At 70.3% G+C, this 14,066-nt stretch carries 16 protein-coding genes; 10 read left to right on the top strand and 6 right to left on the bottom strand.

Translation table 11 applies throughout. The features are described from left to right. The first annotated feature begins 29 nt into the window (after nt 1-29). Nucleotides 30-995 carry an MBL fold metallo-hydrolase gene (locus DFQ59_RS13560; RefSeq protein WP_114280251.1) on the top strand — a complete coding sequence of 322 codons (966 nt, stop codon included), beginning with the start codon at nt 30-32 and terminating at the stop codon, nt 993-995. A gap of 63 nt (nt 996-1,058) precedes the next feature. Here DFQ59_RS13560 and DFQ59_RS13555 read toward each other — a convergent pair whose 3' ends face one another. After that, entirely contained in the window at nt 1,059-2,000 is a 942-nt protein-coding gene (locus DFQ59_RS13555) for a LysR family transcriptional regulator (RefSeq protein ID WP_114280250.1), read from the bottom strand. A 101-nt stretch (nt 2,001-2,101) separates the two neighbouring features. On the opposite strand from DFQ59_RS13555, the gene DFQ59_RS13550 reads away from it, so the two are divergent. From DFQ59_RS13550 to DFQ59_RS13530, 5 genes are all read left to right on the top strand, one after another. Next, the gene (locus tag DFQ59_RS13550; protein ID WP_114280249.1) at nt 2,102-2,962 is read left to right on the top strand and encodes a pirin family protein; all 861 of its coding nucleotides are present in this window, start codon (nt 2,102-2,104) and stop codon (nt 2,960-2,962) included. A gap of 20 nt (nt 2,963-2,982) precedes the next feature. Further along, complete coding sequence (locus DFQ59_RS13545; protein ID WP_114280248.1) at nt 2,983-3,528, top strand: cytochrome b; 546 nt, start codon at nt 2,983-2,985, stop codon at nt 3,526-3,528. Nucleotides 3,529-3,567: 39 nt separating this feature from the next. Continuing rightward, nucleotides 3,568-4,134, top strand: coding sequence for a YceI family protein (locus tag DFQ59_RS13540; protein ID WP_114280247.1), 567 nt, complete (start codon nt 3,568-3,570; stop codon nt 4,132-4,134). A 224-nt stretch (nt 4,135-4,358) separates the two neighbouring features. Then, the gene (locus DFQ59_RS13535) at nt 4,359-4,673 is read left to right on the top strand and encodes an acyl carrier protein (protein ID WP_114280246.1); all 315 of its coding nucleotides are present in this window, start codon (nt 4,359-4,361) and stop codon (nt 4,671-4,673) included. Between the two features lie 135 nt (nt 4,674-4,808). Continuing rightward, nucleotides 4,809-5,666, top strand: coding sequence for a methylated-DNA--[protein]-cysteine S-methyltransferase (locus DFQ59_RS13530; RefSeq protein WP_114280245.1), 858 nt, complete (start codon nt 4,809-4,811; stop codon nt 5,664-5,666). A 158-nt stretch (nt 5,667-5,824) separates the two neighbouring features. On the opposite strand, the gene DFQ59_RS13525 is transcribed toward DFQ59_RS13530, so the two are convergent. Continuing rightward, entirely contained in the window at nt 5,825-6,532 is a 708-nt protein-coding gene (locus tag DFQ59_RS13525) for a transglutaminase-like cysteine peptidase (protein WP_114280244.1), read from the bottom strand. Between the two features lie 252 nt (nt 6,533-6,784). On the opposite strand from DFQ59_RS13525, the gene DFQ59_RS13520 reads away from it, so the two are divergent. Further along, nucleotides 6,785-7,045 carry a hypothetical protein gene (locus DFQ59_RS13520; RefSeq protein WP_114280243.1) on the top strand — a complete coding sequence of 87 codons (261 nt, stop codon included), beginning with the start codon at nt 6,785-6,787 and terminating at the stop codon, nt 7,043-7,045. Nucleotides 7,046-7,127: 82 nt separating this feature from the next. On the opposite strand, the gene DFQ59_RS13515 is transcribed toward DFQ59_RS13520, so the two are convergent. The 4 genes from DFQ59_RS13515 to DFQ59_RS13500 all read right to left on the bottom strand — a co-directional run bounded on the left by DFQ59_RS13515 (nt 7,128) and on the right by DFQ59_RS13500 (nt 10,351). Next, nucleotides 7,128-7,694 carry a CNP1-like family protein gene (locus DFQ59_RS13515; protein ID WP_170142159.1) on the bottom strand — a complete coding sequence of 189 codons (567 nt, stop codon included), beginning with the start codon at nt 7,692-7,694 and terminating at the stop codon, nt 7,128-7,130. A gap of 114 nt (nt 7,695-7,808) precedes the next feature. Beyond that, nucleotides 7,809-8,396, bottom strand: coding sequence for a DUF3501 family protein (locus DFQ59_RS13510; RefSeq protein ID WP_114280241.1), 588 nt, complete (start codon nt 8,394-8,396; stop codon nt 7,809-7,811). Between the two features lie 63 nt (nt 8,397-8,459). After that, complete coding sequence (locus DFQ59_RS13505; protein ID WP_114280240.1) at nt 8,460-9,803, bottom strand: heterodisulfide reductase-related iron-sulfur binding cluster; 1,344 nt, start codon at nt 9,801-9,803, stop codon at nt 8,460-8,462. Nucleotides 9,804-9,931: 128 nt separating this feature from the next. Further along, nucleotides 9,932-10,351 (bottom strand): rubrerythrin family protein, encoded by a 420-nt coding sequence (locus tag DFQ59_RS13500; protein ID WP_114280239.1) that lies wholly within the window; start codon nt 10,349-10,351, stop codon nt 9,932-9,934. Nucleotides 10,352-10,591: 240 nt separating this feature from the next. Here DFQ59_RS13500 and DFQ59_RS13495 point away from each other — a divergent pair, with 240 nt between their 5' ends. From DFQ59_RS13495 to dxs, 3 genes are all read left to right on the top strand, one after another. Further along, nucleotides 10,592-10,837 (top strand): exodeoxyribonuclease VII small subunit, encoded by a 246-nt coding sequence (locus tag DFQ59_RS13495; protein WP_114280238.1) that lies wholly within the window; start codon nt 10,592-10,594, stop codon nt 10,835-10,837. Between the two features lie 22 nt (nt 10,838-10,859). Further along, nucleotides 10,860-11,729 (top strand): (2E,6E)-farnesyl diphosphate synthase, encoded by an 870-nt coding sequence (gene ispA, locus DFQ59_RS13490; protein WP_114280385.1) that lies wholly within the window; start codon nt 10,860-10,862, stop codon nt 11,727-11,729. Between the two features lie 152 nt (nt 11,730-11,881). After that, a complete protein-coding gene (dxs, locus tag DFQ59_RS13485; RefSeq protein ID WP_114280237.1) occupies nt 11,882-13,777 on the top strand; it encodes a 1-deoxy-D-xylulose-5-phosphate synthase in 1,896 nt (631 codons plus the stop codon). Nucleotides 13,778-14,066: the final 289 nt, after the last annotated feature.

Genomic DNA, 14,066 nt, shown 5'->3' with positions numbered 1-14,066 from the left:
ACCACGACAAGCCACCGGAGGAACGACCCATGCCCCTGCCGCGAACCGCGCTCCTTGCGCTCCTTGCGCTCCTGCTCACCGGCCTGCCGCCCGCCGTGCCGGCGGCGGAGTATCCGCCCACCGGCGTGGAGATGACCCTGCAGCGGGTCAGCGCGCACGGCTACTACGTCCAGGGACAGGCGGGCACCGCCATCGAGAACGAGGGCTTCGTCTCCAACGCCGGGGTGGTGGTGACCGACGCGGGGGTGGTGGTGATCGACGCCCTCGGCACCCCCTCCCTCGCCTGGAAGCTGCTGGAGGCGATCCGCACCGTCACCGACCGGCCGGTGGTGAAGGTGCTGGTGACCCACTACCACGCCGATCACATCCTCGGGCTGCAGGTGTTCAGGGACCAGGGGGCGGAGGTGATCGCGCCGGCCGGGGCGGAGCGCTACCTCAACGCCCCGGTGGCGCGGGAGCGGCTGGAGGAGCGCCGCTTCTCCCTCGATCCCTGGGTGAACGACACCACCCGGCTGGTGTGGCCCGACCGCTACGTGGCGGACGAGGAGCGCTTCAGCCTGGGCGGGGTGGAGTTCCGCCTGACGGTGGTGGGCGACGCCCACTCCGACGCGGACATGACCGTGTTCGTGGAGAACGACCGGGTGCTCTACTCGGGGGATGTCATCTTCGAGGGGCGGGTGCCCTTTCTCGGCAGCACCAACACCCGGCTGTGGCTGGAGACCCTGCGGCGGATGGACAGCAGCGGGCTGGCGGCGCTGGTGCCGGGCCACGGCGCCCACCAGGCCGCGCCGGTGGAGTCCATCGGCCTCACCTACCGCTACCTGGCCCACCTGCGGGCGACCATGGGGGCGGCGGTGGAGGAGCTGACGCCCTTCGACGAGGCCTACCGGGCGGCGGACTGGTCGGAGTTCGAGCACCTGCCGGCCTTCGCGGAGGCCAACCGGCGCAACGCCTACCAGGTCTATCTCTCCCTGCAGAACGAGCTGTTCGAGTAGCCGGCGGCCGTTGACAAGGGCGCGGGGGCCCCATGCCGGGGCCCGCCCCGCCCGCTCCCCGCTCTACCGATTTGTACCCTCCGCCGCGCCGTCGAACAGCCCCTCGTCCCAGTAGGGCCGTGCGCCGATCTGGTTCGCCAGGAAGTCGATGAGGGCGCGCACCCGCCGCGGCACGTGGCGCCGTGAGGGGTAGACGGCGTAGGCGGTGGCGGCGGGGACGGTGTAGCCGGGCAGCAGCGGCGTCAGCCGCCCCTCCAGCACCGCCCGGTAGGCGAGGAAGGTGGGCTGCAGGCAGACGCCCAGCCCCGCCGCGGCGGCGGAGAGCAGCAGGTCGCCGTTGTTGGCGCGCATGCGCAGCGGCACCCGCACCGCGACGCTGCCGCCGTCCGGCCCGGTGTAGCGCCACAGCTGGGGCTCGGGGAGATAGCCGTAGACCAGGCAGGGGTGGCGGGCCAGGTCCGCCGGCTCCCGGGGGACGCCGTGGCGGGCCAGATAGCCGGGGCTGGCGCAGGTGACGAAGCGGATGGGCGCCAGCGGGCGGGCCACCAGGGTGGAGTCGGCCAGGTGGCCGATACGCAGGGCCAGGTCCACCCCCTCCTCCACCAGGTTCACCTCCCGGTCGTCAAGGCGGATATCCAGCTCCACCCCCGGGTGCTCGGCCATGAAGGCGTTGAGGATGGACGGCAGGTGGAGCAGTCCGAAGGAGAGCGGCGCGGCGAGACGCAGGCGCCCGGTGAGGGCGGCCTGCTCCGCGGCCACCGACTGCTCGGTCTCCTCCAGCTCCGCCAGCAGCCGCACCGCCCGCTCGTAGAGGGCGCGCCCGGCGTCGGTGAGGGCGAGGCGGCGGGTGGTCCGCGTCAGCAGCTGCGCGCCGAGCCGGTTCTCCAGCTCGGCGATGCGCCGGGAGACCGCCGAGTTGTTGCAGCCGAGCCGCTCGGCGGCGGCGTTGAACTGGCCCGCCTCCACCACGGCGACGAAGGTCTGCAGGGCTTCGAAGCGATCCATTGTTGCCTTTCACGCAATTATGAATTCAGTAAATGCGACTTTATTTCCAAATGCGCCAGTTCACAATGGACTTATCCAAGCAATTCACTGGGACACCGCCCATGAACGGCAGCACCCGGAATCCGACCGCCCTCCCCTCCCGGCCCGTCCGCCAGCTGGTGCGCGGCCATGCCGCCGCCGACGGCGCCGGGGTGCGCCTGACCCGGGTCATCGGCGGGCCGCAGCTGCCGCTGCTGGACCCCTTCCTGCTGCTGGACCACATCCGCTCCGACGACCCGCGGGAGTACATCGGCGGCTTCCCCTCCCACCCCCACCGGGGCTTCGAGACCGTCACCTACCTGCTGGCCGGGCGGGTGCGCCACGAGGACAACGCCGGCCACGCCGGGGTGATCGAGCCGGGCGGGGTGCAGTGGATGACCGCCGGCCGGGGCGTGGTGCACTCGGAGATGCCGGAGCAGGAGAACGGGCTGCTGGCCGGGTTCCAGCTCTGGGTGAACCTGCCCGCGGCCCACAAGCTGATGCCGCCGCGCTACCAGGAGTTCGACCGCCGGCAGGTGCCGGAGGAGACGCGCGGGGACGGCGCCCGGGTGCGGGTGGTGGCCGGCGCCACCGCCCGCGGCACGGCGGGGCCGGTGCGCGAGCTGGTGACCCCGGCGCTGTTTCTCGACGTCAGCCTCGAGGCCGGCGGCCGCCTCGAGGAGCCGCTGCCGGAGGACTGGAACGCGTTCGTCTACGTGATCGAGGGGAGCGTCGCCATCGCCGGCACCGCCGTCGCGGCGGGCAGCCTCGCGGTGCTGGGCGAGGGCGGCCGGGCCGCCCTGGAAGCCGCCGCGGCCAGCCGCCTGCTGCTGGTGGCGGGACGCCCCATCGGCGAGCCGGTGGCGCGGATGGGCCCCTTCGTGATGAACACCGAGGCGGAACTGCGCCAGGCGTTCCGCGACTTCCAGGCCGGCAATTTCTGACCCACGGGCGGATTCCGGGGATGGGACTGCGCAACGACAGGGAACGCTATGGGGCGGTGTCCGTGCTGCTCCACTGGCTGGTGGCCCTGGCCGTGTTCGGGCTGTTCGGCCTCGGCCTGTGGATGACCGGGCTCACCTACTACGACGCCTGGTACACCCGCGCCCCCTGGCTGCACAAGGGCATCGGGGTCACCCTGCTGGCTGTGGTCATCCTGCGCCTGGCCTGGCGGTTCGTCTCGCCGCCCCCGCCCCCACCCGCCACCCATGCCCCGTGGGAGCGCCGGGGCGCCGCGCTGGCGCATGGCCTGCTCTACCTCCTGCTGCTGACGGTGATGGCGACCGGCTACCTCATCTCCACCGCCGACGGCCGGCCACTGGAGGTGTTCGGCCTGTTCACGATCCCGGCCCTGGTGACCGGCATCGAACGCCAGGAGGATGTGGCCGGCAACCTGCACCTGGTCTTGGCCAGCACCCTGGTGGGGCTCGCGGCGCTGCACGCGCTGGCCGCCCTCAAGCACCACTTCATCGACGCCGACCGGACCCTGCTGCGCATGCTGGGCCGCTGACTTCCCGCAAGACGACTGCAAACCAGAAGGAGAAGACCCATGCGACTGACCATCCTGACCCCGCTCCTCGCCGCCCTGGCAACCGCCGCGCCGGCCCAGGCGGAGGACTATGTCATCGACACCGCCCACGCCTTCGTCCAGTTCCGCATCCAGCACCTGGGCTACAGCTGGCTCCACGGCCGTTTCAACACCTTCGAGGGCGGTTTCAGCTACGACGAGAACGACCCCGCCGCCGCCAGGGTGGAAGTGACCATCGACACCGCGAGCCTCGACACGAACCACGCGGAACGGGACAAGCACCTGCGCAGCGGCGACTTCCTCGACGTGGATGCCCACCCCGAGGCGCGCTTCGTCTCCACCGCCTACGCCGAGAACGGCGACGGGAGCGCGAAGCTGGAGGGCAACCTCACCCTCAACGGAGTCACCCGCCCCGTCACCCTGGAGGTCACCGCCATCGGCGCCGGCCCCGACCCGTGGGGCGGCTACCGCCGCGGCTTCCACGGCACCACCACCCTGACCCTGGCCGACTTCGGCATCGACTACGACCTGGGGCCGGCCGCCCGGGAGGTGGAGCTGGTGCTCTCCGTGGAGGGCGTCCGCCAGTAGGGCGGCACGGTGTCCGCCGCCAGGGCCACATTTGTCACTTTCCCGCGTCTTCGTTGATCCGGGTCAAAGCAATCCGGCCAGAAAATCTGTTTATTAGTCTCTGCTGATATATGAAAATGGGACCGATGGCCGCCATCCGGGGCTTTCTCCGGAGCCGGCGCGAAACGGGGTAGGAAACCCCGGCCATCGGTCCGGGTCCGGATGACGCAGAGAGGATCGAGAGCATGTGCTTCAAGGCCGGGAACGACGAGCTGGACACCGTCAAGAACCTGATGCTGATGGCCCTGCGCGCGGCCATCGCCCAGGCCCTGGACGTGGAGATGGATGAGCTGGAGCCCGAGCAGCGCCTGGTGGAGGACCTCGCCATGGACGCCGACAAGCGGGCCGAGCTGGTGGAGCTCATCGCCGACACCTTCGACGGTCTGACCCTGGACCTCGACGCCCTGGAGACCATCGGTCAGATTTACGAGGCCGTGGTCCTGGAGGAGTTCCGCGACCTGGAAGCCCAGGCCGCCGCGACCGGGGAACTGGCCGCCTGAGCACCGGCGGGGCCGACGCCTCCCCGCCGCGTACGCCCCGCCCCGCCGCCCCGGCGCGGCGGGGCGCAAGAATCGGAATGCGCCCGGCCGGGTGACGGACTACGCTGCTCCTGTACCCCCCTTCAGGAGACCCCGATGTCCCCAGCCGCCACGCCGTACGGGCGCATCCGTGCCGCCATCGAGTACCTGGCCGAACACCACCGGGAGCAACCCGGGCTGGAGCCCCTCGCCCACCGCGCCGGCCTCAGCCCCTACCACTTCCAGCGGCTCTTCACCCGCTGGGCCGGCGTCAGTCCCAAGTCCTTTCTGCGGCAGATCACCCGGCAGCACCTGAAGGCCCGGCTCGGGGACTCCGTCCCGCTGCTCGAGGCGGCCATCGAGGCCGGCCTCTCCGGCCCCGGCCGTCTCCACGACCTGTTCATCTCCACCGAGGGCATGACCCCGGGCGAATACCGGCGGCTCGGCGCCGGCCTCACCCTGCGCCACGGCAGCGCCGAAACCCCCTACGGGCGGGCCTTCGCCGCCTGGACCGGGCGCGGCCTCTGCGCCCTGGAGTTTCTTCCCGATGGGGGTGATGGCGGGGCGGCGGCCGCGGCGCTGGCGGAGCGCTGGCCCGGTGCGGAGCTGCGGGAGGACAACGACTGCATCCGCGCCCTGATGGGGCGGGTCTTCGATCCCGCCACCGCCCGGCCGCCCCTGCACGTGGCCGGGAGCCGGTTCCAGCTCCTGGTGTGGGAGGCGCTGCTGCGCCTGCCCGAGGGGGCGCTCATCTCCTATGGCCGGCTGGCGGCGCTCGCCGGCCATCCCGGCGCGGCCCGGGCGGCCGGATCGGCGGTGGGGTCCAACCCCGTGGCCGTGCTCATCCCCTGCCACCGGGTGATCCGCGCGAGCGGCGCCGTGACCGGCTACCGCTGGGGCACGGGGCGGAAGCTCGCCCTGCTGGGGCGGGAACTGGCACGGGCGGAGGAGCGGAAAGCGGGAGAGTCTGCGTGAAACCGGGGCACCGCCACGCTCCCACCACAGCACCGGGAACGGAAGCCGGCCTGCGGGGATGACGGTGCGCACAGCGCACCCTACGGAGCGCTTCCCGCACCGGGGCAACCGTGCAGCGTAGGGTGCGCCGGGCGCACCGGAACGACGGGGTCCGGCTTCTACTGCGCGGCGTGGGCGCTGCCGAGGAAGGGCGAGAGCGTGGCCCAGTCACGCTCCTCCCGCTGCAGGCGCGCCAGGAACTCCCGCCACAGGCCCACCTGGTCGCGATCGCCCACGTACTCGGAGCGGGCGCGCTGCCGCGCCAGCCACAGCCCCTCGGTGTTGAAGCTGTAGACGGGCACCAGATCGAGGCGACTGGAAGCGGGCAGGATCTCCTTGACCAGGTTGTCCAGGATCAGCGGCTCGGCCTCCGGCTCGCGGTAGTAGGCCAGCACCATGTGCGGCTGCTGCAGGGTGAGGGACTTGACGTAGGTGAGCCGCATGCGCGACTCCGGCACCCGCAGGCTGCGCAGGGTGTAGTACTTGGCGATGGTGAAGTCCTCGCAGTCGCCCCCGTTGCTCACCAGGGTCTCCAGCGGGGTGGCCCAGTAGTCCTCGCGCCCCCAGTGCACAGCGTCGTCGACGAAGACCAGGCGGTTGATGAAGGCGTTCACCGAACGCAGCTTCTCGCCCTCCGCGACCGACTGTTCCCGCTCCACCAGGTCGCGCCAGGCCTCCACCCGCTGCCGCGCCTCGGGCCCGTGGGAGCTTTCGATCCGCCCCAGCAGCGCCTCGCCCGGCCCCGGCGCCTTGGGGGCGGTGCCGCAGCCGGCGAGCATGAGCATGCCCACCGCCAGCCCCATGCGCATGATTGTCGTCCAGCTCATCGTCGCCCGCCCGTGTGCCCCACCAAGTGGATGACGGAGCGGGAAAAATCCGGCCCCGTCGGATCTGCCGGAAGCAAACCATGGGCGGTGCTGGCGGTCAACTCCCACCCGCCGGCTCCATGACCGTTGGTGCTCATCAGCAATACGAGATTTCGCTTTCCATTCCAGTGATTTGGCGTTTAATTTCAGGTCGTTGACCAGCCCTGAACCAGGCCCAGACCTGGACCGCATCCACTGTGGAGGATTGCCCTGATGAAACGTTTCGTGTTGGCCGCGCTGACCGTGGCCGGCTGCTCGGCGGCCCTGGCCGCGCAGATCCCCGTCGAGTACCCCTCCGGTGCGCGCGATCAGCGGGATCCGCGCCTGGTGGCCTTCTACCAGACCCGTTGCGCGGAGTTCGCCGCCGCGAACGGAACCGCCGCGAAGGACCGGGACGGCTATGTCGGCTGGTGCGCCGGCCGGATGGCCCAGGTGATGCCCGTGGGAACGGTGGAGCCGAGCGGCAGCGAATAGGGTTCGGCCCGCATCACCCCCTGCACGACGAAGGCCCGGTCTGACCGGGCCTTCGTCTGTTCGGACACCTGGAACAACCGTCTCACCGCCCCTGGAACCAGGCCGGGAGCCGATCCGGTCCGGAATCGCGCACCGGGTACTTGAACCGCTGCCGGATCTGGTCGAGGGTCAGGTTGGTATTGGTGACATCGCAGAAGTAGTCCTCGCGCAGGAACTTGCGGTAGGACTCGGTGCCCTGGCCGGAGATGACCCGCCATTCAGGCGCCGACGCCTCGCGGAAGCCGCCGGCGCCATCGCCGTAGGCGTAGGTCACGTAGAGCGGCGAGGCGCACTGGATGCCCTCGAACAGGACGTTGCTCGCCCCCGTGCGGGAGGTGATGACGATGGTGTAGCGGACCACGTTGTCCGCGCCCACGTTGAGGTTCTCGCGATCGATGGCGAAGGTGAAGGGGGTCCCCGGCGGGGCCACGTCGACCTCCGCCAGGTTCTTCTCCTCCGGATAGGGCGGCAGCTGGTAGCTGCCCTCCTTCCAGGGCTCGGGCTCCTCGATCTCGCGCTGGATGCGGTGGGGCTCATCCTCGAAGGGCTTGGCCGCGAGGGCCGGGCCGGCGATCAGGACGGCCGCCAGGACCGCCAGGGTACGTCTCATGGGCTCACTCCGGTTGAGGACTGCCGTGGCCCGCCATCTTAACGCCCCCGGGCCCGGCAAGACCATATCCGCGACCCGGCGTCCGGGGGAACCCGCCTTCCCCTTCCCGCGCCCTCAGTCGAGATCGGCGACCAGGGAGGCGCGGGTGGCCTCGGGCAGGGGATCCTGCAGGTGGTTGAACCCCTCGAAGTCGATGCCGGCGGCGATGGGGGCGCCGGCCCGGGCGTCGGCGACCATCTCCGGGGTGAGCTGGAAGCGCAGGAAGTGGACGCTGGAGGTCTTCTCCTCGGTCTCCCGCTCCAGGTCCTCGTCGGCGATGGCGTAGACCGGGTCGTGGTCGTCCACCCGCATCCACACCCGGTCCTCCACTCCGATGAGCCGCTCCAGGGCCGCCTTGCGCTCCTCCACGTCGTCGTATTCGAGCATGAAGGTGGCCTTCCAGTTGTCGCCGTCGGGGATCAGCGGATTGTAGGCGTCCAGCTCCTCCTGGATGCCCGCGGCCTCGAAGATCCGCTCGGCCCGCAACATCTCCTGGACCTGGTACTGCATGGTGAGCGTGTCCTCGAAGTAGAGGGTGGCATTGGGCCCGAGGTGGACCTTGCGATCCTTCTTGTGGGCCATCACCCGCGCCCGGAAGTCGTTACGCTCCGCGGCGTAGCGCTCGAGGCTCATCAGCTCCTCGCGGCTCAGTTTCTTCGACATGGGGTCTCCTTCCGGCAGGCGGGGGGCCGCAGCCCCCCGCCGCACTCGTGTGTTGGCTCGGTTTCAGATGCCGTAGGCCTGGCGCAGCAGGGTGAGCGGATGCTCGGACTGGGTGCCGTCGGCCAGGCCGCTCTGGATGTGGCGCCCGGCCATGGGGCAGTCGCTGCCATAGTGATCGGCCTCGAACTGCCTGACCCGGTTCACCACCGGCTTGCAGATCTTCATGGCGTCGGCGTGGAACTCGCTCTTCACGGTGTAGGTGCCGTCATGGCCGGAGCAGCGCTCGATGGCCTGCACCTGGGTGTCCGGCACCAGGGACAGGATTTCGCGGGTACGCTGGCCGATGTTCTGCACCCGCAGGTGGCAGGAGACCTGCCAGGCCACCTTGCCCAGCGGATTCCTGAACTCGGTGTTGAGCTTGCCGTGCTTGTGGCGCAGGGCGAGGTACTCGAAGGGATCGAAGATGGCGTCGCGCACCTTCGCCACCGCCTCGTCGTCCGGGTACATCAGCGGCAGCTCCTGCTTGAACATGAGCACGCAGGAGGGCACCGGCGCCACGATGTCCCAGCCCTCGTCCACCAGCCGGGCGAGACGGGGGATGTTGTACTCCTTCGCCTTGTTCACCGCCTCGAGATCCCCCAGCTCCAGCTTGGGCATGCCGCAGCAGCGGGTGTCCCCGGCCAGGCTCACCGGAATGCCGTTGTGCTCGAACACCGCCACCAGGTCCTCGCCCAGGTGCGGCTCGTTGTGCTCGCCGTAGCAGGTGCCGAACAGGGCCACCCGGCCCCGGGTGGTGCCGGCGGGCTCGGCGCTGACACTGGAGCTGTGCCCCTTGAGGCGCTTGCTCAGGCTGTTGCTGTGGTACTCCGGCAGCAGCGCATCCGGGTGCACGCCCAGCACCTTGTCCAGCACCTGGCGGAAGGGCTTCATGCGGTTGGCGGCGTTGACCACCCCGGAGACCACCGGGATGCCGGCCAGGCTGCCGACGGTGTCGGTGGAGGTGAGGATGCGGTCGCGCATCTTCACGTCGCCCTTGCGGTACTTCACCGCCTTGGCGCGCAGCATCAGGTGGGGGAAGTCCAGGTTCCACTCGTGCGGCGGCACGTAGGGGCACTTGGTCATGAAGCACATGTCGCAGAGGTAGCAGTGATCCACCACCTGCCAGTAGACCGGCTTCGCCACGCCGTCGAGCTCCATGGTGTCGGACTCGTCGATGGCGTCGAACAGGGTGGGGAAGGACTGGCAGAGGTTGAAGCAGCGGCGGCAGCCGTGGCAGATGTCGAAGACCCGCTCAAGCTCCTTGAACAGGCTCTCCTCGTTGTAGAAATCGGGGTTGTTCCAGTCCAGGGGATGGCGCTGGGGCGCTTCCAGGCTGCCTTCACGCGGGCCACCGGTGGGTGCGGACATGGCGTATCTCCCTGCTCGTGCAGTGTTGTTATGGACAGGGGCCGGGCGTTCCCGGCCGGCGCTCCATCGGGGGGCCTTCCGGGCCGGTGGCGCCGCCCCCCGCCGGGGGGGAGCGGCGCGGCCGGAACTCAGCCCTGCATTTCGTCGAGGGCCTTCTGGAAGCGGTTGGCGTGAGACCGCTCGGCCTTGGCCAGGGTCTCGAACCAGTCGGCGATCTCGTCGAAACCCTCGTCGCGGGCGGTCTTGGCCATGCCCGGGTACATGTCGGTGTACTCGTGGGTCTCGCCGGCGATGGCGGCCTTCAGGTTGTCGCCCGTGGCGCCGATGGGCAGGCCGGTGGCGGGATCGCCGCTGGCCTCGAGGTACTCCAGGTGGCCGTGGGCATGGCCGGTCTCACCTTCGGCGGTGGAGCGGAACACGGCGGCCACGTCGTTGTAGCCCTCCACGTCGGCCTTGGCGGCGAAATAGAGGTAACGCCGGTTGGCCTGGGACTCGCCCGCGAATGCTTCCTTCAGGCTCTGCTCGGTCTTGCTGCCTTTCAGTTCCATGGATACCTCCTCATCTGGATGATGTGACTGTTCGCAAATAACCTTAGTTTAGTTCAGGTTTGATTTAGACCTAGTCTAAATTCCCCTGCCAAGTTAACCACCAACCCCACCCGTGTCAACAACCCCCGCCCGGAAACCACGGCAACGCCCCGCCCCGGCCCGTCCATGACCATTGCGATTGACCGTGAACGGCCCGGTCGGGTAAGTTTTGACCCTTCTCACCATCTGTCAAACCTGTCCGTGGCCCGCAAGAAAAGCACAGCATTCGATTTCGAACAGTCCCTTGCCGAGTTGGAGAGCCTGGTCCAGCGCATGGAGCAGGGCGATCTCAGCCTGGAGGACTCCCTGGCCGCCTTCCAGCGCGGCGTGGAGCTCACCCGCGCCTGCCAGCAGGCGCTCAGCGAGGCCGAACAGCGGGTGGAAATCCTGCTGGCCCGGGATGCCACCGAACCCCAGCCTTTCGATGCCGGCTCCGAGCAAGACTGACCCCGTTCCGCTGCAGGTCTTCATGGAGACCTGCCGGCAACGGGTGGACGCGGCCCTCGCGCGCTGGCTGCCCGCCACCTCGGCGACCAGCGCGGCGCTGCAGCAGGCCATGCGCTACGCGGTGCTGGACGGCGGCAAGCGGGTGCGCCCGTTCCTGGTCTACGCCGCGGGCGAGGCCGCCGGCGGACGGATCGGGACCCTGGACGGCCCGGCCTGCGCGGTGGAGCTCATCCATGCCTACTCCCTGGTCCACGACGACCTGCCGGCCATGGACAACGACGCCCTGCGGCGGGGCAAACCCACCTGCCACGTGGCCTTCGGCGAGGCCACCGCGCTCCTGGCCGGCGATGCGCTGCAGACCCTGGCCTTCGAGATCCTGGCCCGGGATCCCGGCCTGACGGTCTCCCCGGAGATCCGCATCGCCCTCATCGCCCGGCTCGCCACGGCCGCCGGGATGGCGGGCATGGCCGGGGGCCAGGCCATCGACCTGGAGGCGGTGGGACGGGAAATCGGACTGGCGGAGCTCGAGCGGATGCACCGGCTCAAGACCGGGGCGCTCATCCGTGCCGCGGTGGCTCTCGGCGGCCTGGCCGGGGGGGCGGACGACGCCGCGCTGGAGGCCCTCGACCGCTACGCCGCCGCCATCGGCCTGGCCTTCCAGATCCAGGACGACGTGCTCGACGTGGAGAGCGATACCGCCACCCTGGGCAAGACCCAGGGCGCCGACATGGCGCTCAACAAGCCCACCTACCCGGCCCTGCTGGGGCTGGAACCGGCCCGCGAGCGGGCGCGGGAGCAGTGCGCCCTGGCCATCGGGGCGCTGGAGGAGTTCGACGCCCGCGCCGACCAGCTGCGGGCGCTGGCCCGCTATGTCATCGAGCGGGTCCACTGAGGGCCGGAGTCCTGGCCGGCCGCGCCACACCGTTGATATACCTGAGGAATGCCGCCGGTTCGAATACCGCCAATGGTTTTTCCGCTTGCATGACGCGCCGCGAAAGGCGATCATTTTTTGTTTCCCGATCCGTTTGAGCTGTATCGCCGCTGATGCCGACTTCCGATTATCCCCTGCTGCACCAGGTCGACCTGCCCGCCCAGCTGCGCGAGCTGCCGGAATCCCGGCTGCCCGTCCTGGCCGCGGAGCTGCGCGCCTACATCCTGGAGTCGGTGGGGCGGACCGGGGGCCACCTGGCCGCGAGCCTCGGCACCATCGAGCTGACCCTCGCCCTGCACTACGTCTTCAACACCCCCGAGGATCGCCTGGTCTGGGACGTGGGCCACCAGGCCTACGCCCACAAGATTCTCACCGGCCGCCGCGGGGCGATGGCCACCCTGCGCCGCAAGGGGGGCCTGGCGGGTTTTCCGAAGCGCGGCGAAAGCCCCTACGACACCTTCGGCGTGGGTCACTCCAGCACCTCCATCAGCGCCGCCCTGGGCATGGCCGTGGCCGCCGGCATCGAGGGCAGGAACCGCAAGGTGATGGCGGTCATCGGCGACGGCGCCATGACGGCGGGGATGGCCTTCGAGGCCCTCAACCACGCCGGGGTGCTCGACGCCGACCTGCTGGTGATCCTCAACGACAACGACATGTCCATCTCCAAGAACGTGGGCGGACTGTCGAACTACCTGGCCAAGATGCTCTCCGGCCGGCTCTACTCCACCATGCGCGAGGGCAGCAAGAAGGTGCTGAGCTCGATGCCCTCGGTGTGGGAGCTGGCGCGCCGCGCCGAGGAGCACATGAAGGGCATGGTGGTGCCCGGCACCCTGTTCGAGGAGCTGGGATTCAACTACATCGGCCCCGTGGACGGCCACGACCTGCCCACCCTGGTGCACACCCTGCGCAACCTGCGCAAGCTGGGCGGCCCGCAGTTCCTGCACGTGGTCACGCGCAAGGGCAAGGGCTACGCGCCGGCCGAGGGCGATCCCTGCACCTACCACGGCGTGGGCCGTTTCGACGTGGCCACGGGCAAGCTGGAGCCGGGCAAGGTCACCGGCCCCACCTACTCCGGGATCTTCGGCGACTGGCTCTGCGACATGGCGCGCCGGAACCCCCATGTCGTCGGCATCACCCCGGCCATGCGCGAGGGCTCGGGCATGGTGCGCTTCTCCGAGGAGTTCCCCACCCGCTACTTCGACGTGGGCATCGCCGAGCAGCACGCCGTGACCCTCGCCGCGGGCATGGCCTGCGACGGGCTGCGGCCGGTGGTGGCCATCTACTCCACCTTCCTGCAGCGGGCCTACGACCAGCTGATCCATGACGTGGCGATCCAGAACCTGCCCGTGCTGTTCGCCATCGACCGGGGCGGCATCGTCGGGCCCGACGGCCCCACCCACGCCGGCAGCTTCGACCTCTCCTACCTGCGCTGCATCCCCAACCTGGTGGTGATGGCGCCCGCGGACGAGAACGAGTGCCGGCAGATGCTCTACACCGGCACCACCCTCGACGGCCCCGCCGCCGTGCGCTATCCCCGCGGCACCGGGCCCGGCGTGACGCCGGAGGAGGCCATGACCGCGCTGCCCGTGGGCCGGGCCGAGGTCCGGCGCCGGGGCCGCGGCGTGGCCCTGCTCGCCTTCGGGGCCATGGTGACGCCGGCGGAGGCGGCCGGTGCGGCGCTCGATGCCACGGTGGTGAACATGCGCTTCGTCAAGCCGCTGGACGCGGACCTCGTCCTCGAGCTGGCCGCCACCCACGCGCTGCTGGTGACGGTGGAGGACAACGCCGTCGCCGGCGGCGCCGGCAGCGGCGTCAACGAGCTCCTGGCCGCCGCCGGGCTCGCCTGCCGGGTGCTGAACCTGGGGCTGCCGGACCGGTTCCTCGAGCACGGGGGGCGGGATGAGCTGCTTGCCGAGGTGGGCCTGGACGCCGCCGGCATCGAGTGCTCGGTACGGGACTTTTCGGCCGCCACCGATTGTCAAATCGCGGCCACCGCCGTAAAGTCGTAGTTAATTACTCAGGTTTTAACGGCATGAGTGCGCGCCCCGCCCCGACGGTCCCGACCGCGCCCGCTCCCCGCCACGGGAGTGGCGGGGAGCGGGCGGCGCGGCGCCGGCCGGGCGGTCGGCCGATTCATCCCCGCCTGAACGCCAGCGAGCCCTTCGACCGCAGCCACGGGAACGCGGAGGAGCGCGTGGACCGGCCCCGTGGCCGGCTGCGGAAGAGGCTCAACAACAAGCGCCTGCGGGTGCCCGCCGTCCCCCCGGGGAAAACGGCGGCTGCCGGCGCTCGCCATAC

The sequence above is a fragment of the Thioalbus denitrificans genome (assembly GCF_003337735.1).
Classification (GTDB): Bacteria; Pseudomonadota; Gammaproteobacteria; order DSM-26407; family DSM-26407; genus Thioalbus; species Thioalbus denitrificans.
Note: the sequence above shows the minus strand (reverse complement) of the source record. Positions and strands in the feature narration are given on the sequence as shown.